Annotated in this window: 19 protein-coding genes; 17 read left to right on the top strand and 2 right to left on the bottom strand. The window is 70.7% G+C overall.

Translation table 11 applies throughout. The features are described 5' to 3' along the window. The first annotated feature begins 57 nt into the window (after positions 1–57). The gene (locus ADK54_RS17535) at positions 58–486 is read left to right on the top strand and encodes a hypothetical protein (RefSeq protein ID WP_053726584.1); all 429 of its coding nucleotides are present in this window, start codon (positions 58–60) and stop codon (positions 484–486) included. 363 nt (positions 487–849) lie between these two features. On the opposite strand, the gene ADK54_RS17530 is transcribed toward ADK54_RS17535, so the two are convergent. Beyond that, positions 850–1,077 (bottom strand): hypothetical protein, encoded by a 228-nt coding sequence (locus ADK54_RS17530; RefSeq protein WP_159047808.1) that lies wholly within the window; start codon positions 1,075–1,077, stop codon positions 850–852. 234 nt (positions 1,078–1,311) lie between these two features. On the opposite strand from ADK54_RS17530, the gene ADK54_RS17525 reads away from it, so the two are divergent. The 15 genes from ADK54_RS17525 to ADK54_RS17455 all read left to right on the top strand — a co-directional run bounded on the left by ADK54_RS17525 (position 1,312) and on the right by ADK54_RS17455 (position 16,098). After that, a complete protein-coding gene (locus ADK54_RS17525) occupies positions 1,312–2,331 on the top strand; it encodes a DUF932 domain-containing protein (protein WP_053726582.1) in 1,020 nt (339 codons plus the stop codon). Positions 2,332–2,430: 99 nt separating this feature from the next. Continuing rightward, the gene (locus ADK54_RS17520; RefSeq protein WP_053726581.1) at positions 2,431–2,751 is read left to right on the top strand and encodes a hypothetical protein; all 321 of its coding nucleotides are present in this window, start codon (positions 2,431–2,433) and stop codon (positions 2,749–2,751) included. 24 nt (positions 2,752–2,775) lie between these two features. Then, the gene (locus tag ADK54_RS17515) at positions 2,776–3,018 is read left to right on the top strand and encodes a hypothetical protein (RefSeq protein ID WP_053726580.1); all 243 of its coding nucleotides are present in this window, start codon (positions 2,776–2,778) and stop codon (positions 3,016–3,018) included. Between the two features lie 598 nt (positions 3,019–3,616). Further along, the gene (locus ADK54_RS46040; protein WP_159047807.1) at positions 3,617–3,949 is read left to right on the top strand and encodes a hypothetical protein; all 333 of its coding nucleotides are present in this window, start codon (positions 3,617–3,619) and stop codon (positions 3,947–3,949) included. A 151-nt stretch (positions 3,950–4,100) separates the two neighbouring features. Further along, positions 4,101–4,556, top strand: a complete 456-nt coding sequence (locus ADK54_RS17505; RefSeq protein WP_053726578.1) for a hypothetical protein — start codon at positions 4,101–4,103, stop codon at positions 4,554–4,556. Between the two features lie 93 nt (positions 4,557–4,649). Beyond that, the gene (locus ADK54_RS17500) at positions 4,650–5,036 is read left to right on the top strand and encodes a hypothetical protein (RefSeq protein ID WP_053726577.1); all 387 of its coding nucleotides are present in this window, start codon (positions 4,650–4,652) and stop codon (positions 5,034–5,036) included. 51 nt (positions 5,037–5,087) lie between these two features. After that, complete coding sequence (gene ligA / locus ADK54_RS17495) at positions 5,088–7,136, top strand: NAD-dependent DNA ligase LigA (protein WP_053726576.1); 2,049 nt, start codon at positions 5,088–5,090, stop codon at positions 7,134–7,136. A 241-nt stretch (positions 7,137–7,377) separates the two neighbouring features. Beyond that, positions 7,378–8,673 (top strand): ADP-ribosyltransferase, encoded by a 1,296-nt coding sequence (locus ADK54_RS17490; RefSeq protein ID WP_053726575.1) that lies wholly within the window; start codon positions 7,378–7,380, stop codon positions 8,671–8,673. Between the two features lie 182 nt (positions 8,674–8,855). Next, entirely contained in the window at positions 8,856–10,250 is a 1,395-nt protein-coding gene (locus ADK54_RS17485; protein WP_159047806.1) for a hypothetical protein, read from the top strand. 103 nt (positions 10,251–10,353) lie between these two features. Beyond that, positions 10,354–10,671: a hypothetical protein gene (locus ADK54_RS17480; protein WP_159047805.1), complete on the top strand. Its 318-nt coding sequence runs from the start codon at positions 10,354–10,356 to the stop codon at positions 10,669–10,671. A gap of 27 nt (positions 10,672–10,698) precedes the next feature. Next, entirely contained in the window at positions 10,699–11,523 is an 825-nt protein-coding gene (locus tag ADK54_RS46785; protein WP_063801996.1) for a hypothetical protein, read from the top strand. Positions 11,524–11,618: 95 nt separating this feature from the next. After that, on the top strand, positions 11,619–12,512 hold the full coding sequence (locus ADK54_RS17470) for a hypothetical protein (protein ID WP_053726572.1): 894 nt from the start codon (positions 11,619–11,621) through the stop codon (positions 12,510–12,512). Positions 12,513–12,636: 124 nt separating this feature from the next. After that, positions 12,637–12,822, top strand: coding sequence for a hypothetical protein (locus ADK54_RS17465; protein WP_053726571.1), 186 nt, complete (start codon positions 12,637–12,639; stop codon positions 12,820–12,822). A gap of 210 nt (positions 12,823–13,032) precedes the next feature. After that, complete coding sequence (locus ADK54_RS17460) at positions 13,033–15,561, top strand: hypothetical protein (protein ID WP_053726570.1); 2,529 nt, start codon at positions 13,033–13,035, stop codon at positions 15,559–15,561. Positions 15,562–15,678: 117 nt separating this feature from the next. Continuing rightward, entirely contained in the window at positions 15,679–16,098 is a 420-nt protein-coding gene (locus ADK54_RS17455; protein WP_053726569.1) for a DUF3592 domain-containing protein, read from the top strand. Positions 16,099–16,259: 161 nt separating this feature from the next. Here ADK54_RS17455 and ADK54_RS17450 read toward each other — a convergent pair whose 3' ends face one another. Next, positions 16,260–16,625 (bottom strand): hypothetical protein, encoded by a 366-nt coding sequence (locus ADK54_RS17450; protein WP_053726568.1) that lies wholly within the window; start codon positions 16,623–16,625, stop codon positions 16,260–16,262. A 695-nt stretch (positions 16,626–17,320) separates the two neighbouring features. Between ADK54_RS17450 and ADK54_RS17445 the strand changes: the two genes are divergently transcribed. Beyond that, complete coding sequence (locus tag ADK54_RS17445) at positions 17,321–17,593, top strand: hypothetical protein (RefSeq protein WP_053726567.1); 273 nt, start codon at positions 17,321–17,323, stop codon at positions 17,591–17,593. Positions 17,594–17,598: the final 5 nt, after the last annotated feature.

The following is a 17,598-nucleotide window of genomic DNA, read 5'->3' as shown; positions in this document are numbered from 1 at the left end:
CGGGGCGTGTGCGGGGAGGAAAATGGGCAAGCCGACGCGACCGGAAGGAGTTTGGCCGTGGAGCCCGACCGCTACGCCTTCAACAAGGCGCTGAGTCACGAGGCCGCGCTGGTCATGGTTTCCGCCGGATGCACCCCTGCTCGCTTCGACTCCACGCACGCGATCGTGTCGCTGGGCTTCGAGGTGGGCCTCGACCCGGAGGTCACGCCGAGCAATCCCCAGCTCTCCGTGCAGATCGTGAAGCCGTCGCTCCTCACCCCGGAAGAGATCTCCCGTGCCGCGGTCAGCCCGGCGGCACGGGAGCGTGTCCTGGCCGAACGGGCCCGGCGGCTCGGTGCCGAGCGCGCCGACCTGAAGGCCGCCTGCCACGCCTCCCTCACCGCTGCCGGGTGGGCGGTCGAAGCTGGCCAGGTGCACGGAAGTCTGCGGGCGAGCGCCCCGCCCAATGCAATCTCCGCTGCCCTGTCCGCGGTGCTCGACGTCTAGACGTCCCTCACGGCCCCGGCGGGCACCGTCACCCGGCCTGGGGCTCGCGCTGGTGTCCCGGCGCCATGAGTGCGCCGGGCCTCCATCACCGCTGGTCGCGGTGGGGACACCACGTTCCACGCCGCGGCGAGCACCCGCCTACGCCGAGGCCCCTTCCCGGTGTCGGGACGGGGCCTTTCGCGCGGGGTGCGGCCGCTACAGTAGGGGCACGGTCACCTCTCCCAGCGCTTCGGTGCTGCGGGTCGGATGTGTCCGTGGTGAGGGGCCGGACGGTCTTGCAAACCCCCTTCTTCACCGGAGGGGGAGACTTCGGTCTGCTGTCCGGCCCCGACTCTGCTGTCCGCGTCGCGGACCTTCTCGCTGCTAGGCGGCGCCTCCGGGGCGGTTGGTCCGCTCCATCTGCCGGCGGCGCCATGCGTCCCTGGCGAGCCACCCGGTGCATGCGGCGACCACCACGATGCCCGCCCAGGTACCCGCGGCCTGGTGTGCCGAGTTGGCGACCAGGGCGGCCGCGAAGGCCACGACTCCAATGATCACGACTGCGACCGCGTTCACCCGGATCCGAGCCGGCCTGCCCGTACTCCCCGCCATGTTCATTTCCTCCGAAGACTCTCCTGCGCCACGGCTGAGTGTGGCGCACGCCTGGTCCTGCTGCCTGCCAGTCGACGACTTGTCTGCTGTCGGGCATTTGTCGTGTGCCGTGGGCGGCGTGGGACTGCCTCAATCCCGATGACCCTTTTAACTTGACGTGAGCGTACCTCATGCGTAATATTTAAAGGGTCAGGGAGTCGGACGGGCTCCCAGTCGATTGAGGAGCTATTGCCTGTGACTGTTCTTGAGATCCCCACCGCCGGAACCGCCCTTCGTGCCCCGGGCCGCAAGGACGCCTGGAGCATCCTGGGTGCCGACGTGAGCGAGGCGACCACCGCCCGCGAGGCCCTGGAAATGGCCGACCTGCGTGACTGGGACGTTCGCCTGATGGGCGACGTGACCGCGAAGACCTCCGAGATCAGCGAGGACGGCGTCACGACCACCACGGTGCAGATGCCCGACACCCGCGCCACGGTCCGCACCAACCCGCGCACCGGCGAGACCGAGTATCTCGGCACCGTCGGCCGCAAGTACACCCCGGTCCAGATCGAGGCGTACGAGAAGGTCCTGGACCTGGCCCGGACCGAGTCCGGTGCCGTCTTCCACAAGGCGGGTGCCTACGCGGGCGGAAGGAGGTTCTTCATCTCGATGAGCCTGCCCGGCATCACGCGCATCGGCGGGATCGACGAGCACCACATGCACCTGACCCTCTTCGGCAGCCACGACGGCTCCTCGTCCAACTCCCTGCACATCGGCCCGACCCGCCTGGACTGCGGCAACATGCAGCGCATCATCATCGCGGGCGCCAAGCACAAGGTGTCGGTCCCGCACACCGCCTCGGCCCTCAAGAAGCTCGTCACCCTGGAGAACGAACTCGCTGTCCTCTTCGACTGGCAGGACCACTTCGAGCACGAGGCCGAGCGCATGATCAACACCCCGCTCACCATGGGCCAGTTCGAGAAGCTCGTCACCAGCCGCGACCTGTGGCCCGTCCCGACCAGCCCCACCACCCGCACCCGCAAGAACTACGAGACGCGCATGCACACCCTGCGCGGCCTGTTCGAGAACGCGGCCACCCAGGAGAGCATCCGGGGCACCGCATGGGCGGGCTGGAACGCGATCGGCGAGTACCTCGACCACTACGCCAAGGCCAAGACCCTCGCGGCACGCGCGGCGCGGTCGCTGTCCGACATCGGCGAGGTCACCAAGAAGAAGACCGCCGCCCACCGCCAGCTCCTCACCCTGGCCGCCTGACCGGCCCTTGGACCGGCCGCCGGGAGTCCCCCCACCCGCTCCCGGCGGCCCCTCGCCCGCCATCGAAGCGACTGAGCGACTGAAGCGACGGAGATTTCCTTGTCCCCCGACGCCGAGCTGGACGCCGCCCTGTACGGGCACGGCGTCAGCGATCACGAGGACGGCCGCTACGTCCACGTCGCGGGCGGCCCCTGGTCGACCCGCTTCTGGCCGGGCCACCCCAACAGCCTGTGGTCCGAGGACCACGCCAGTTACTGGATCTCCTCGGCGCGTGCGCGCTGCGGGCGCGGCCTGACCTGGAAGTCCGGCCCGCCGTCCGACACCACCGCCCGCCCGTGCCCGTTCTGCCGTCTCAGCGGCGCCGAACTCCGGGCCCGCCTCACCCAGCTCCGGCCCGCCGAGCCGCCCCCGCCCGCCTGACCACGAACATCCCAGAGGACCACGATGCTCCAGCCGCTCCAGATACCTCCCGTCGAGACCGCCGCCAGCCGCGAAGGATTCAGTTCCGGCGACCGCGTCAGGCGCGCGGGCGGCCAGCCGGTCACCCTGCCGCCGGACGGCATCGTGCAGGAGTGGGCGACCCTGGAGTACGACCCCACCGCGTGGCGGTGCATCGTCACCTGGGGCGGCCGGTACATCGGCCGGTTCGAGGCTCACGAGATCGAGCACGACAACCTGCCGCAGTAATGCTGAGCGGGCGGCGCTTCCCGCCACTGCGTCGTGGAGACGCCCGCCCACCAGAGCCCCGCCCCACCGGCCCACTGAGCGGCCACGGGGCGCCGGACCCGTCCCCGTCGTCCCGTGGCCCCCTTTCACCAACTTCCCGCTGTGGCTGCACAGTTCGCCGAGCAGCACCGTGTCCCCGCCGCTGGCGTGCCCCGTCCCTCCGCCAGTAGTCCCGGCGGCCCCCGCAAGGAGTCCCGTGTCTGTCCTGCTTCTGACCCGCGAACACGCCCAGCGCGTCATCGCCTTCGATGTCACCGGCGCTCCGGACATCCCGCCGGAGTACCTCTGTGACCCGTCTGCGGGTGTCCCCCCGATGCGGCCGACCCAACTGCATGTGACATATTACAGCCGTGGCGGGTCGCCCTGGGAGCTGGACGCGCTCCGCATCCGGGGCCCGTACGTCCCGGCCGAGCCAGCCTCCCAGTGGGCGGACCGTATGGCCGATGGGTTGCATCTGTATCCCCCCAACTCCTACTGGCCCGCCCCTCCGAGGCCGCCGTGGACCACCGATCTGGCCCGCGCTGTGGCAGTCCCTGCTCGCAACGTCACCGACGGTGCGATGCGCGCCACCGTGACCAGGGACCTGGCCCGGCGTGCGCGGTTCTTCACTGTCCACGGCGGCGGCGAGATCTCGGACTGGCCGATGCCTGTTCCGCTCCGGCCGGACGTGGTCCGCATCACCTACCTCAACAGCGGGGACACCGCGTGGGACTGGGACGAGGCCCGGTTCGACGGCCCGCTCGTCGCCACGGGCAGGACGCCGAGCCCGGACCAGGTTCGTGGGCGCCGCAGCTACTGCCCGACCAGCCTTCGCGGCGCGCCCTCCTGGGTGCGCGACGTTGTCGAAGCCCACCGGGTGGCCGCCCCGCTGCCCGCCGGGCAGCGCCCCTGAACCGGCCTCACAGCCAGCCCGGCCCTGTCTCTCCCTCCCAGCGCAGCGCAGAGTCGACCGCCCCACTGAGCAGCCACGGGACGCCGGTCTCTTCCCCGCCGCCCTGTCCCCTTCTGTCAACTTCTCCCCCCCCACGTTAGGAACCGCACCTATGGCAACCCTCAATGGAATTCTCAACGGCCTTGAGGTCATCGAGTTCGAGTTCGCCGAGACCCCGAAGAGCACCCCCGACAACCCCCGGTACTTCAAGGAAGTGCTGAGGGTCCTGCTGGCGGACGGCACCGTCGTCTACAACTGCGCCTGGACGAATTGCGAGTTCACCCGGCCCAAGGCGAGCGGCGTGTGGCCGCACGTCAAGGCCCACAAGAACCAGACCACCAGGACGCCGAAGGCCACCGCGGACCTGTCCGACATCGACGTGGACGGCCTGCCGCTCGCCGAGGTCATCGACCGGGCCCGGAAGGCGACCTGGTACAGCGTCCAGCTCGACGCCACCCAGAAGAAGCTCGACAAGGCCACCCGCGAGGTCGAGGAGTGGAAGCCCCGTGCCAAGGCGGCCGAGACGCAGCTCGCGTCCATCCGCAAGGCGTTCTCGGCGGTCGCGTAGCCCGGGGGCTGCGCGGGGCGGGCCGGTCGCCGGCCTCCCCCGCACGGCTCCCGGTCCCGCCCACGTCACCGTCTTGAAAGGCCGCCGCTTCCCATGCTTCTTTCCGACCTGCCGACGGGCATCTTGATGCTGACCGGCTCCGTCGTCACCGCCGTCGAGGCCCGCGAACTGCGCGAGGGTGACCTCCTGCGCGTGAGCGGCACCCAGGTCACCGTGACCAGCCCCGCCGATGGCCACGTCCTGACCGGGATGCGCCGCGTTTCGGTCAGCTTCCGCCCCTACGACAGCGACACCGTCCGCACCGAGGGGTGGACCTTGCCCGAAGCGGCCCGCTTCACCGCCGTCCAGTTGCTGCGCCCCGAACACGTGGAGTGCGCACTGTGCAAGCCCGGCACCAACAGCCACGAGGTCCTCGTCGACCGCGTCGAGCACGGCTGGGTGCAGCGGTGGGTGTGCGACTCCCATCACCAACGGTCGTAGCTCCGCTGCCGTACCCCGCCCATTGTCAGACCCCTACGTAAGGATCACTGCATGACGACTGCTGCACCCGCCATTTCCATGACCGACCGCGCCGCTTACGAGACGGCAATCGACCAGGCCATCGCCGCGAGCGCGGCGTATTACGGGGATGGGGACACCACCCTCGACGACGCCGCGTACGACGCACTTGCCCGCGCGATTGCCGCCTACGAGCGCGAGCACCCCGAGCACACCCGGGCCGACTCCCCCACCGGCAAGGTCGGCGGCGGCGCGGCCCCCGTCGGCGACGTCGCGCACACCGTGCCGATGCTCTCTTTGGACAACGTCTTCGACGCCGAGGGCCTCCAGAAGTGGGGCGCGTCCCTGGCCCGCCGGATCGACGGGCCGGTCACCGGCGGCTACGCGGTCGAGCCGAAGCTGGACGGGGCGGCCATCGCGGCCCGCTACCGTGACGGCCGCCTGGTGCAGCTCGTCGGCCGCGGTGACGGCGTGCACGGCGAGGACGTCTCGCACGCCATCGGCACGATCGTGGGTCTCCCCGTCCAGCTGCCGGAGCCCGTGACCGTGGAGATCCGCGGCGAAGCGCTGCTCACGGCGGCCCAGTTCGTGAAGGCGAACGAGATCCGCGTCGCGCACAAGGCGAAGATGTTCTCTAACCCGCGCAACGGCACCGCAGGTACCCTGCGCGCAAAGGACCGCCCGTACGTCATCGAGACGACGTTCTTCGCCTACGGCGCGGTGGGCCTGGACGACGTCGACTTCCTCGCCGGGGAGACGCACGAAGCCGTCATGGCGCAGGTCGCCGCCCTGGGTGTGCAGACCACCGGCAGCACCGAGGTCGGTCTCAAGGTGTGCACCACGCTCGCTGAGGTCCAGGCCCGCGTCGAGGAGATCCAGACGCTGCGGCCCGAGCTGCCGTACGGAATCGACGGCGTGGTCATCAAGACGAACGGCTTCGCCGAGCAGAAGGCCGCCGGGTTCGCCACCCGCCACCCGCACTGGGCGATCGCGTACAAGCTGGCGGCCGTCGAAGCGCAGACCCAGCTCCTTGCCGTGGAGTGGAACGTCGGGCGCACCGGCATCATCGCGCCGCGTGCCGTGCTCAAGCCGGTGGAGGTCGACGGCAGCGTCGTTACGTACGCGACGCTGCATAACCCGGCGTTCATCCGGGACAGCGGCCTGAAGATCAATGACACCGTGAAGGTGTGGAAGGCCGGCGACATCATCCCCCGGATCGAGTCGCCCGTGACCGGGCTGCGCACCGGGGCCGAAACCGACATCGTCTTCCCCGAGTGCTGCCCTAAGTGTGACGGCGAGATCGACAAGTCGGGCGAGCGGTGGGAGTGCGCGGGCGGCGTGAACGGCTCCTGCGGCCTGCTGCCGTCCCTGAAGTACGCCGTCGGCCGCGACCAGCTCGACATCGACGGCCTCGGCGTGACCTACCTGGAGACCCTCGTCGAGACGGGCCAGGTCAACGATCTGGGTGACCTGTTCGGGCTCTCCCGCGCGCAGCTGGCCGAGGCGACCGGCAGCGAGAAGCGCGCCGACTCGCTGCTGGCCGAGTTCGACAAGGCCCGGCAGCAGCCCCTGAACCGGGTCTTCTGCGCGCTGGGCATCGTACGGACCGGTCGCACCCTGTCCCGCGAAATCGCCCGGCACTTCGGCACGATGGACAAGATCCGCGCCGCCTCTCCCGAGGCGCTCGCCGAGGTCAACAAGCTGCCGGGGGCGAACGCGCCGAAGATCGCCGCACACATCGCCGCGATGGGCCCGGTCATCGACAAGCTCGTCGCGGCTGGGCTGAACATGGACGAGCCCACCACCGACAGCGGCAGCACTGCGAGCAGCAAGCCCCTCGCGGGCGAGGTGGTCGTGGTCACGGGCGGAATGCACGGGCCGCTGGCCGGACGCAACCGCAACCAGATGAACGAACTGATCGAGAAGGCGGGCGGGACGACCTCCGGCAGCATCTCGAAGAAGACGACGCTTCTGGTCGCGGGCGAGGGGGCCGGGTCCAAGCTCGCCAAGGCCGAGCAGCTCGGCACGAAGGTTCTCAGTGAGCAGCAGTTCGCCGACCTGGTCGCCGATCACCTCTCCTGACCCTCGCTCCCCTGCTGGAGGCGGAGCGGCCCTCACCGGCCGCTCCGCCTCCTTCACGTTCCGCATCCCTTCCCCCTTTACACCTCCCACGCGCCGTGACTGACCTCTGTCCACAGGCCCTTCTCCGCAAGATCGCCGAACCGCCCGACCGGGGTGGTCGCGCGGCAAACGGCAGAGGGGAGCGGGCGTGTGCAGGTCCATAGCAAAAGGGGGCCGGCGGTGTACGTCGTCGCAGCCAGCCATGCGCTCGGCACGGCGCGCAGCGTCGGCCCAGCTGGGCAAGACGGTCGCCGATGCCGGCGATCCGGACGCGCAGGCCGCTTACGCGAACGCGCAGGCCTGGGCGGCGCACACCAAGGAGGCCCTGGAGGCAGGTGACGACGACCGGGCACGGATGTACGCGGACAACGCGAAGAAGTGCGCGGCCGCGGCCCGCGCGTACGCCCGCGGCAAGCAGCCCAAGGAGCCCTACCCGGACGCCGCGGATCCGGCCGCGCTGAGCGCGGCGCCGCCTCCGCGGCCGCCCGAGCAGACCCGTGCGGCCCGCGCGCTGGCCGGAGCGGCCGGCATCGGCGGACGGGCGCGGGTGTTGCCGCCGCGGGCCGACGGCGGGCAGACGACCGCGTGGAACGACCAGGGCTTCGGCGGTGCTGCGACCGTCTACCCGGGCGAGGGCGACGAACCCCCGCACGCGCGGGTGGTGTTCAGCCGCCTCGACCGGGACCGCTACGAGGCGCTGGCCGACTCGCCGTGGCCCTACCGGGTCGAGGACGGGCAGGTCATCTACGACCGGGTCCCCGTCGATCACGCCGAGCAGATCATCCACGCGGCCGCCTCCCGCCGCGCAGCCAAGCCGTGGGAGCGGCACGGCCTGAGCGATGCAGGCCACCGGGACCGCCTCGACGAGGTGACGGCCGATCGCCTGGTCCCCGAGTCCGAGCAGTGGGCCTCCGATCTCGACCATGACCAGCGCCAGTGGGTCACGACGTACACCGGCCACGCGTACAGCGAGATCAACGAGCACCTCTACAAGGGCCGGGACCTCGACCAGCCGGCCGACGGCATGCATACGTCGATGCGGGTCGTGACGGGCCACATCGACTCCGCGATCACGGCCGCCGGCCAGTCCCAGGAGCCGCATCGGTGCTTCCGCGGTTACACCCCGCCCGTCGAAGTCCGCCAGGAGAACCGGGTCGCTTCCTGGGCCCGGGAGAACTTCGTCGTCGGCACCCGCTACCGAGACGACTCGTACATGTCGGTCTCCCACTGCCCACAGGTGGCCGCCGGGTTCACCCAGCGTTCCTGGTCGTCCGGCGGGGAGTGGGGCACCGCCGACCACGGCGTGGTCTTCGAGACGGTCTCCCGTCGCGGCGCCGCGGTCGCGCATATCTCGGAGTACTTCAACGCCGAGCGGGAGCGGCTGATGCCGCGGGGCTCAGAGTTCGTGGTGGTCGGCGTCCACGAGAACGTGCGCGTGGCCGGTACGCCGTGCGTGGTCGTTCAGCTGGCCGACGTGAACGAATCCAAGCGGTACTGAATCCGGACGCTATGGATGCGGATGCGGTGGAAGGCCGGTCCCGTGCCGGCCTTCAGGTTGTTCGCGCTGCTCTGACCTGCGCCGGTCCTGGGTCTCTGTCCACAGGCCACCCCTTCCAAGATCGCGTTGCTGCCCGTCCGGGGCAGCCCCGCGGGTCGCGGGCGAGGAAGGGAGGGCTTCCGGTGTGCAGGTCGCAATCCAAGGGCGGGCGCAGGTGCGGCTCGTCTCACCCGGCTGTCCGGGCCGCGCGCCGCGCTGCCTCGACCGCGCTGCGCAAGGACGTCGCGGTGGCCGGCGCCGGGCACCCCGCGCTCGGCGCGTACGCCACGGCCCAGATGTGGGAGGCAAAGACCCGTCAGGCCGTCGAAAGCGGTGAGGACAAGCAGGCCAAGCTGTATGCGGGCAACGCGAAACTGTCCGCAGCCGCGACGCGCACCATGCTCAAGGACCGCAAACAGACGCCGCGTTACCCCAACGCCGCCGATCCCCGTGTCGCGTGGGCCATGCCCGCCCCGGCGCCGGACGATGACGGGTGGGGCGCGGCGCAGCTGCCGGAGTACCCCGAACACGTCCGGGCCGCCGACGCGTTCGCGCGGGCCAGCGGGGCGGGCGGGGCCGCCACGTTCGTACCGCGCGCCGACGGCGGTCAGACGGTGGCCTGGCGCGGGGACAACTTCGCGGGGTCCGCGACGGTGTATCCGGCCAACGGGGATGAACCGCCGCACGCACGCGTCGTGTTCAACCGGCTCGACCAGGGCCGCTACCAGGCGCTGGCCGACTCGCCCTGGCCGTATCGGATCGAGAACGGCCAGGTCATCTACGACCGGGTCCCCGCCGATCACGCCGAGCAGATCATCGCCGCGGCGCGCGCCCGGCAGGCGGCCCGGCCGTGGGAGCGGCACGGCCTGGGCCGCGATCCTCAGCGCGATCAGCTGCACGAGCATCGGGCCGGTGCGCTGGTCCCGGAGTCGTCGGCGTGGGCCTCCGGTCTCAACTCCGAGCAGCATCACTGGGTCAGCACGTACACCGGCTCGAAGTACCGGCAGATCAACGCCCACCTCTATAACGGGCACGACCTGGACCAGCCGGCGGAGCAGATGGACGTGCCGATGCGAGTGGTCACCGAGAACATCAACTCGGCGATCCGCTCAGCCGGCACGGCCGAGGTGCCGCACCGCACCTTCCGCGGGTTCACTCCCCCGCTGGAGGTCCGCAAGGGGAACCGGGTCGCGCAGTGGGCGCGGGAGACCTTCCCGGCCGGCAGCCGCTACAACAGCCCCTCGTTCCTCTCCTCCTCGCACTGCCCGGAGGTGGCGGGCGGTGAGTACTTCGCGCGGACCGACTGGGAGGACAACGGCCAGTACGGCGAGGCTGACCACGCCGTGGTGTTCGAGATGGTCTCTCGCCGCGGGGCCGCGGTCGCGCACGTGTCGCAGTACGGGAATCTGGAGCGGGAGCGGCTCCACGAGAGCGGCTCGAACTGGGTGTCCGTAGGTGTCCAGGAGAACGTGACGATCAAGGGGCGCAAGTGCGTGGTAGTGCAGCTCGTCGACATGAACGAGGTCCGCCGCCACTAGCCATTGCTCTTTTTTCGTAATACTTGACATTGTTTAGTTTTATGAATAGACTTATGTGAAGGGTGAGGAACATCCAGACTCACCACCGGACATGGAGGACGACATGACAGACCAGCGGCAGCCCGCTCCCCACGACTCGCGGCTGGCAGACCAGCCCGCAATGCGGCCTGTCGGCCCGCTCCCCAAGGTCGGCCCCCGGCCCACCTTCGACCAGCTCATGGGCCAGGAGGACGGACGGGACTACCAGCCGCTCGCAGCCCAGCTAGACGACGCCGCACGCACCGCGCTCGGCCTGCCGGCGGCGCCGCAGGAGGTCACCGTGGATCGCGAACTCGCCGGCCGGATCCGTGACTACTACTTCGACCGGCCCCAGCTCGTCGCCCAGCTGCCCGACGCGATCCGCGACCTGATCAACCTCTGAACCCGCCGGCCCGAAGGACGGATCCCAATGAAGATCGCCATCGAGGGGGCGGACCAGGAGTTCGCCGAGAAGCTGGTCGTCCTCGCCGCCGAGCACCGCGCGGAGCTGACCGTCACCACCGTCGACACCGGCTGGAGCGTCGACCGCGCCGAGACCTACCTGACCTCGCTGGCCGGCGCGGCCCGCCACTTCGCCCAGCACGTCATCTATGCCGACGGCATGGCTGACGCCGACGACCTGCGCCCCATCTTCGGCTCGCTGTGCGAGCCGCGCATCGCGCTGTCGCGGGCCGTCACCCGCGGCTTACGCGAGGGCTGGTGGCCCCAGGGCACGCCTGAGCCCATCACTCCGGTCTACGACCCCGACAACCCGAGCCGGCAGAAGGCCATCGCCTACCAGATGACCGGCGAGAACGTCCTCATCTTCCGGGCCGCCCTGGACCGGCTCCTCCCTCATGCCCAGCAGGCCGGGGACCTGGGACTGCCCCCCGGTGGCCTGGGAAGGACCCGGGCCACCTTCGTCCTCGGCCCGGACGGTCAGATCGACGCCTCGCGGCGCTGGACCCCCGCCCCCGCCGACGACCAGGAGGCCGTGAGCGTGCCCCGTACGCCGGAGGAGGTCGCCGACGCCATGGACGCCTGGGAAGCCGCCAACGGCACTACCGACCTGTACGACGAACTCGTCGCGCACCTGGGCACGGTGACGGCGGACAACCTGTGGGACGCGGCCTGCCGCCTCTACGACCTCCGACCGGCGGCCCCCCTGGACGATCACGAGGAGGCGCACGCCGGGTGCATCGAGCCGCACCACTCCGCCGACGGCTACGTCGACTGCGACGGGCGGCCGCTGTGACCGACCCGACCATCACCGAGCACACCGACCTCTACGAGACGATCAACGTCCTGCTCACCGGCCCGTACGGCACGGCACTCCCGGAGGCCTGACCGATGGCTGCCGCTCTCCACCTCGCCCACGCCCACCAACTCCCGCCCGGCCCCCAGCGCAAGCGGAAGGACGGAGACGGCGGCAGCGGGGATGCCGAACTCGGCATGCTCGCCCGCCGCATCTTCCAAGACGTACGCGCCGACCACGAGTCGAAGGAGCTCCTTCTGGCCCTTGCGTACGCCCTCACCACCCCGCGCGACGGCGAACGCGGCGTCTGGGCCATCGCCCGGGATGCCCTCGGCAAGAGCAGGACCGGCCGCTGGCGCATCGCCGAACTCGTCGCCAAGGACGCCCCCCGCTACGTGTCCCCCGCCCTCTACAGCCACCGCCACGACGGCGACCTCTACAAACTGTGCTCCGCCCCCAGGCTGCGCCCCTACCGGGACAAGTACGCCTCTGCACACCAGTCGCCGCTCAGCCCGCCGATCGACCTCGGCGCCACCGGCGAAAGCCCCTTCGGGAATGAGGAAGAGAGGCCGACCGCCGCGGCGGGCCGACCGGGTGGGGGTTCCGATGAGGACTTTCGAAACCGGCTCGGGGTGTGTGGCAGTGAGGCCAGCGCCTACGCGATCGAGAAGCTGCCAGAGACCGGCTGGCACAAGGTCCGCTGGTACTGCAACCGGCACCGCGCCGAACTCGAACGTGTGCGGCGCCAGCTTGTGGAGCCGAACAAGCGCGCCCCCGAGCCGATCCCGAACCAGGGCGGTCTCATGCCGTGCTACTTCGATTCCGAGTGGGAGGTCGTGTACCGGCACGTCCTCGGGGACCAGTGGCAGCCGCCCGTCTACGGAATGCGAGCCGACGACTGGCCGGTGCCAGGGCGCCAGTTGGTTCCACAACGGGCTCGGCTCCGCCTGGCGACGCTGGATGGCGAACTGCTTGGCGGCGCAGGGTGAGCCCGCCCCTTCGGCGGTCCCTGACACGAGAACTTAGGGAACAACACGACGGTGGAGCCCACGTGCGGGCGGGGCTCGTGGAGCGGGCCCGCCGGCGCCCGTCGGCCCGAAGGACGGACCTCCCATGAGCAGCACGCCCGCCGCGCCCGGCCTCCTGCACGGCATCCGCAACGCTCTCGTCGCGGCCGGCGTCCGCCAGGTGCCCGATGCCGAGACATGGGGCGATGCCCGCGACGAGGTCCTCGTCAAGGCCGCCCTGGCACCGACCGCCGCCCGGATCTCCGCCCGGGGCGGCGAATTCGGATTCTGAGCCCTCGATCCATCGCGGCCGCCGGTACGTCCGGCCCGCAGGCCGCTACGATGACGGGCGGGCAGACCTGCTGCCACCCGCCTCGCATCGCGGCCCGGACCCGCGTATGCGCTTGAGGGCGCTAAGGGGGAGATCCTCACAGTGAGCTGACTTTGCTGCGCCCACTCACGGCGTGCCGGTCCGGGAGCCACGCCGAGAATTCGGGACATCATGGCGAAAGCCGACCGCAACGCCGTCGCCCGCGCCGCCGTAACCGGCGAGAACCACGCCCAGGCGACCTCCTGGATCAAGGCCCACGGCCTCCTGCACGGCCTGGCCCCCGACGCCGCCTCCACCGAGCAGCAACTCCTCGAAGCCTCCCTCCTGTTCGCCCTCACCCGCCGCAGCGTCCCCTTCGGCCCGATCACCGCGGCCGGCACCCTGTTCGGCATCGCCAAGGCCAGCCCGGGACCCAACGACGAGCTCAGGCTGTGGCCGGCGCCCGGGTACGAGGCCGAGGTCCTGGCCCGCCTGTTGCCCAGCCGTACGGACGAGGCCATCTCGACCGTCGCCGGCGTGGCCGGGCTGCGCTGGGTCCGCAACGGCAAGTACCTGACGCTGGCCCGGGTGCGCGCCGCGGCTCAGGTCCAGCTCGCCGCTCAGCCCCGCGACGTACGGGAGGCCGCCCGCCTGTGCACGCAGGCCGGCCTGCTGCCGCTGTGGGACCAGGACGGCACCGTGTTCGAGGACACCCCCCGCCGTGTCATCGACGTCTCCCTCGCTGAAACGGCGCCCGCCTGGAGCCGCGCGTTGCGCCGTCCTCTACTCGCCCAAGAAGTCGCGGCCGCGTGGTCGACCCGGGAGCCCACACTCGCCGAGCTGGCCGGTGATGAGTCCGCCCTGATGCCGCGCCCACACGGACCGCTCGCCCGGCGCCCGCAGATCGTGCACGTCCGCTCGACGAAAGGCGGGACCGGCTGCAGCACCATGAGCGTCCAGATCGCCTACGGGCTGACCCGCGCCGGGCGCACCGTGGCCCTGGTGACCGACGAGGCGATGCTGCGGCACGTAGCGAAGGACGCGGCCGATGAGACGGCGGTGTGGCACGAGCCGTTCGCGCCGGCCTCCGGCGGCCGGCTGATGGCCGCCGCGCACGGCTACTTCGGAGAGAACCTGGATGCGCGCGCCGCGGAGGCGACCAGCCGCGGCGAGGTCGTCGTCCTGGACGTGGGCAATCGCACGCCGGCCGAGCTCGCCGGGCTCCCGGCCGCCGACCTGACCGTGTTCACCGACCACTACCGCGGCCGGGACTGGGTACGGGTCGACGTCGTCGACACACGGCCCGAGCAGGTTCGGGTGTTCGCCGCGCTGGGCGAGGCCTTCGGGCAGTGGCGGGGCCCCTCGGTGGAGCCGGCCGACGCCGACCGGCTGCTTGCGGCGCTGGACCGCGAGTTCTTCTTCTACGCCATGGTCCGGCTCGAAGCCCCCGACGAGGTAGACGTCTGGGACACCGACGATGCCGAGGACGTCGAGGAGTGGTGGGACTTCGGATCCCACTGGGGACCCGGACACCCCGACGACCTTCTGCCGCCGGAAGACGCAGCCCCGCTCGACTCGTGGCGGCGCCACTTCCTGGACTTCATCACCCCCGAGGGGCAGCGCCGGCACCCGGAGCACTGGGACGCGGTACGCGACTCCTGGATCGCGCACAACCGGATGCGGAACCTGCAGCGCCTCAGCGCAGACGGCTCCACGCTCGACGAACTGGCCAAGCGGACTTCCGAGTTCCTCGTGGCGGCCGGGCAGGACCTGCAGCCGCGTGCGGCCAGTGCCGAGGAGCGTCAGACCTGGCGCACCGCGATGCTGACGCGGTGGCTCGATGCCCGGTTCGCCGCTCGTCTGCGTCTCGATGCCGCGTACCTGCCCCGGCCCGCGGCACAGACCGTGATGGCGGTTCTCGACGCCCGCTTCCACACGCACGGACCGCACAACACCGAGGGGTTCGCGTCCCTGGCCGATGCGGTGACGGGCGACGAGTGGTGGGATGCGCCGGCGGCCGCCCGGTCCCTGGAGGGCACCGGCTCGCTCCCGCCCGCCCCTGACCGCGATCCGTCTGCCCGGGACGTGGAACGGGCATCCTTCCTCACTGCGGTCGAGGCCGAGGGTGCCCGCCGGCACGGCGAGGTGTGGTCCGAGGTCCGCAACCACTGGGCGGAGCATCACCGCCGCCTGGAGCAGGACGAGCAGGAGCCGTTCGCGCCCGACGAGGCCGAACTTCCTGAGCTGCGCCGCCAGTTCATCGCCTCCCTCGCCCCGGTCACGGCCGCAGGGGTGGACTGGGAAGCAGTCACCGGGCTGTGGCTGGCAGGGGCGCGGAGTGACGCCGCGCGGGTCCACGACTTCGACGACATGATCGAGCGCCGGCAGCGGCCCGCCACCGGCGAGGAAACGGCCAAGTCCCTGCTGCGCGAAGTCCGAGCTCTGGGTCTGGAGCCGCAGACGCCCGTGGCCGTGATCATCAACATGTACCGGTCCGTGGGCGAGCCCGAAGCCGTCGCCGAGACAGCTGCCGCTCTGCGCGGCCACGGGGTCGTCGGGCTGTGCACGGTGGCCCAGCGCGAGGCCTTCGAGGAGCTCCTCTTCGCGCCGTCCACCTGGAACGACGAGCGGGTCAGGCCGGTCCAGGAGGAACTCGGCACGATGGTGCACAGCGCCCTGAAGCGCACCGCCACGACGCCAACGGCCACGGGAAGCAGCTGACGCCGGCCCGCGCCCCGTCGCCCCTGCGGTCGTTGGCCGCCCAGGGCGGCGGGGCGCCGCCGTTGGGATCGACATCCGTGCTGGAGGTGTCGGGCACCAGGCGTCTAGCCTGCGCCGATGGAGCTCCTGGTAATAGGTCTGATCGGTCTGGCCACGTTCGGTTTGCTGTGTGCCGTCCTGGTGCGGCAGCTGGCGGACCGGCTGCGCTCGGTGTTCGGCGGACTGGTCGCCGACGGCGTGTGCGTGCGCCGGTACTCCAGCGAAGGCAACACCCATTGGCACCACGTCTACGGGTTCACCACGGCGGACGGTCGGTACCTAGAGTTCGAGGAAGATGCCGCGTTCATGGCGCAGGGCCAGGCGGTGACGGTCCGCTACCGGCCCGGGAGGAACCCAGAGAGGACCGCCACCGTCATGGGCCAGGGCGGAGCGTGGTCCCCGCTGTTCGGGCACCTCTTCGGCATCACGATCACCGGCTGCTTCACGCTGCTGGCCGTGCTGTTCATCTGGCTGGGCCTGGACGAACTCGGCCGATAATCCGCGACGCGGATCGCGAGCTCCCCGGCCTGCGGCGTTCCGCACCGCCAGTTCCGGGCGTTAAGCCGGGCATGGACGCCATCACCACCGCGACCGGCGCCACCGCCGGCGTGGGGCTTCCGCAAGGTGGCGCCCGCCCGGGTCAAGGCGGGCGCCTGTGGTCACGCGGTGCGGGGAGAGCCAATCCGTGCACAGTAGGCAGCTGCGGCTTCGGCCACGGCCTGCTCCGAAGGATGGCGCGCGACGGAATCCCAGATGGCGCGCACCGCCTGCTCGCCGTAGTCACGGTGGATGGGCAGCAGAACACGCAAGTGACCTTCGCGCACCAGGTTCACACTGTCGGTCGGCACGGCACGCAGAACCGGCATAGCCCGCAGTGCCTCCCGTACGCGGTTTTCGGGAAGGCCGGGCCCGAATACGTAGACGACTTGGTCCACGCGGCCCTGCGGTCCGCTCGGCCAGCGTTTGATTGCTTCCCAGCCCATGCCCGCAGCGAGGATCATCACGTCCTCCAGGGCGTCCAGCACCTTGGGCTGTGTGAGTAGACGGCGGTTCAGAGGCGGCGGGCAGGTGGTACACCCGGCGCGTACCGCGGCGATGAAGGCACTTGCGCAGGACATGTCGGTGGCGGGGTCGGCGGCAGCGAAGCTGATGATCGGGTGGTCGTGGAGGGGTCCGGCTGCGGCCGAGGCGTAGGCAGTTGCGGCTGCGGTCAGCGCCGGGCGAGGCGGATGCGGGCGCCAGGTTGATGCGCGGGTGGTCGTGGAGGGTTCCGGCGGCGGCCGAGGTGTAGGCGGCGCCGGTGCGGTTGTGCAGGCGGCGGGCCTTGTTCTTGCGGGCGTGGTCTTTGGACATGACGGCTCTCGCTTTCGGACGCATCGGACCCATGACTGCGATGCGCGCGGCGAACAGCGGCATGCGGACAGAAAGGCCGGCCGGGAGGCTGGCGGGTGGATCGCGCAGTTGATGCGGCTCGGCCGGACCGGTTGCAGTCCGGGCACCTTCGCTATGGCGCACCGCGGTCATGGGCCGCGGTGCTCGCGTGGGCCCATGCGCTCGGCCGTGCCGCACCCTACCGGTTCCCGGGCAGGGCGCGAAGCCGTGTGGCGCCGCTCCGGGGCGGCCCCGTCCACCCCGTCGGGCTAATTCTTCGTAATTCTTGACGTTGTCTAGTTATGCGTGAGATCATAATTCTTGACGGTGTTTAGCATTAGGGGAGAACATGGCGACCAAGAAGGACCTCAACCAGCTGAAGAAGAAGGCGGAGCAGCAGGGATTTCGGTTCATAGAGTCCAAGAGCAGCCACTACAAGGTGTTCCTTGTAGTGACCGAAGCCACCGCGACCCAGGAGGAGGTGTTGACGTTCGTCTGCACGATGCCCAGCACCCCGAGTGAGTACCGGGGTCTCAAGAACGCGAAGGCGGACCTCAAGCGATTCGGCTTCGTCTTCGAGACCGAGCGCAAGGGCAAGCCCAAGCCCCAGCGCTCCAACTGACCGGC

The organism is Streptomyces sp. WM6378 (assembly GCF_001279695.1).
GTDB lineage: Bacteria > Actinomycetota > Actinomycetes > Streptomycetales > Streptomycetaceae > Streptomyces.
This window is presented reverse-complemented; position numbering and strand designations above follow the sequence as displayed.

Coding starts and splice junctions, on each gene's coding strand:
- ADK54_RS17530 (WP_159047808.1), bottom strand. CDS start 1,077: ATGGCGGGGAGTACGGGCAGGCCGGCTCGGATCCGGGTGAACGCGGTC.
- ADK54_RS17515 (WP_053726580.1), top strand. CDS start 2,776: ATGCTCCAGCCGCTCCAGATACCTCCCGTCGAGACCGCCGCCAGCCGC.
- ADK54_RS46040 (WP_159047807.1), top strand. CDS start 3,617: ATGCGCGCCACCGTGACCAGGGACCTGGCCCGGCGTGCGCGGTTCTTC.
- ADK54_RS17505 (WP_053726578.1), top strand. CDS start 4,101: ATGGCAACCCTCAATGGAATTCTCAACGGCCTTGAGGTCATCGAGTTC.
- ADK54_RS17500 (WP_053726577.1), top strand. CDS start 4,650: ATGCTTCTTTCCGACCTGCCGACGGGCATCTTGATGCTGACCGGCTCC.
- ligA (WP_053726576.1), top strand. CDS start 5,088: ATGACGACTGCTGCACCCGCCATTTCCATGACCGACCGCGCCGCTTAC.
- ADK54_RS17490 (WP_053726575.1), top strand. CDS start 7,378: ATGCGCTCGGCACGGCGCGCAGCGTCGGCCCAGCTGGGCAAGACGGTC.
- ADK54_RS17480 (WP_159047805.1), top strand. CDS start 10,354: ATGACAGACCAGCGGCAGCCCGCTCCCCACGACTCGCGGCTGGCAGAC.
- ADK54_RS46785 (WP_063801996.1), top strand. CDS start 10,699: ATGAAGATCGCCATCGAGGGGGCGGACCAGGAGTTCGCCGAGAAGCTG.
- ADK54_RS17470 (WP_053726572.1), top strand. CDS start 11,619: ATGGCTGCCGCTCTCCACCTCGCCCACGCCCACCAACTCCCGCCCGGC.
- ADK54_RS17465 (WP_053726571.1), top strand. CDS start 12,637: ATGAGCAGCACGCCCGCCGCGCCCGGCCTCCTGCACGGCATCCGCAAC.
- ADK54_RS17460 (WP_053726570.1), top strand. CDS start 13,033: ATGGCGAAAGCCGACCGCAACGCCGTCGCCCGCGCCGCCGTAACCGGC.
- ADK54_RS17455 (WP_053726569.1), top strand. CDS start 15,679: ATGGAGCTCCTGGTAATAGGTCTGATCGGTCTGGCCACGTTCGGTTTG.
- ADK54_RS17445 (WP_053726567.1), top strand. CDS start 17,321: ATGGCGACCAAGAAGGACCTCAACCAGCTGAAGAAGAAGGCGGAGCAG.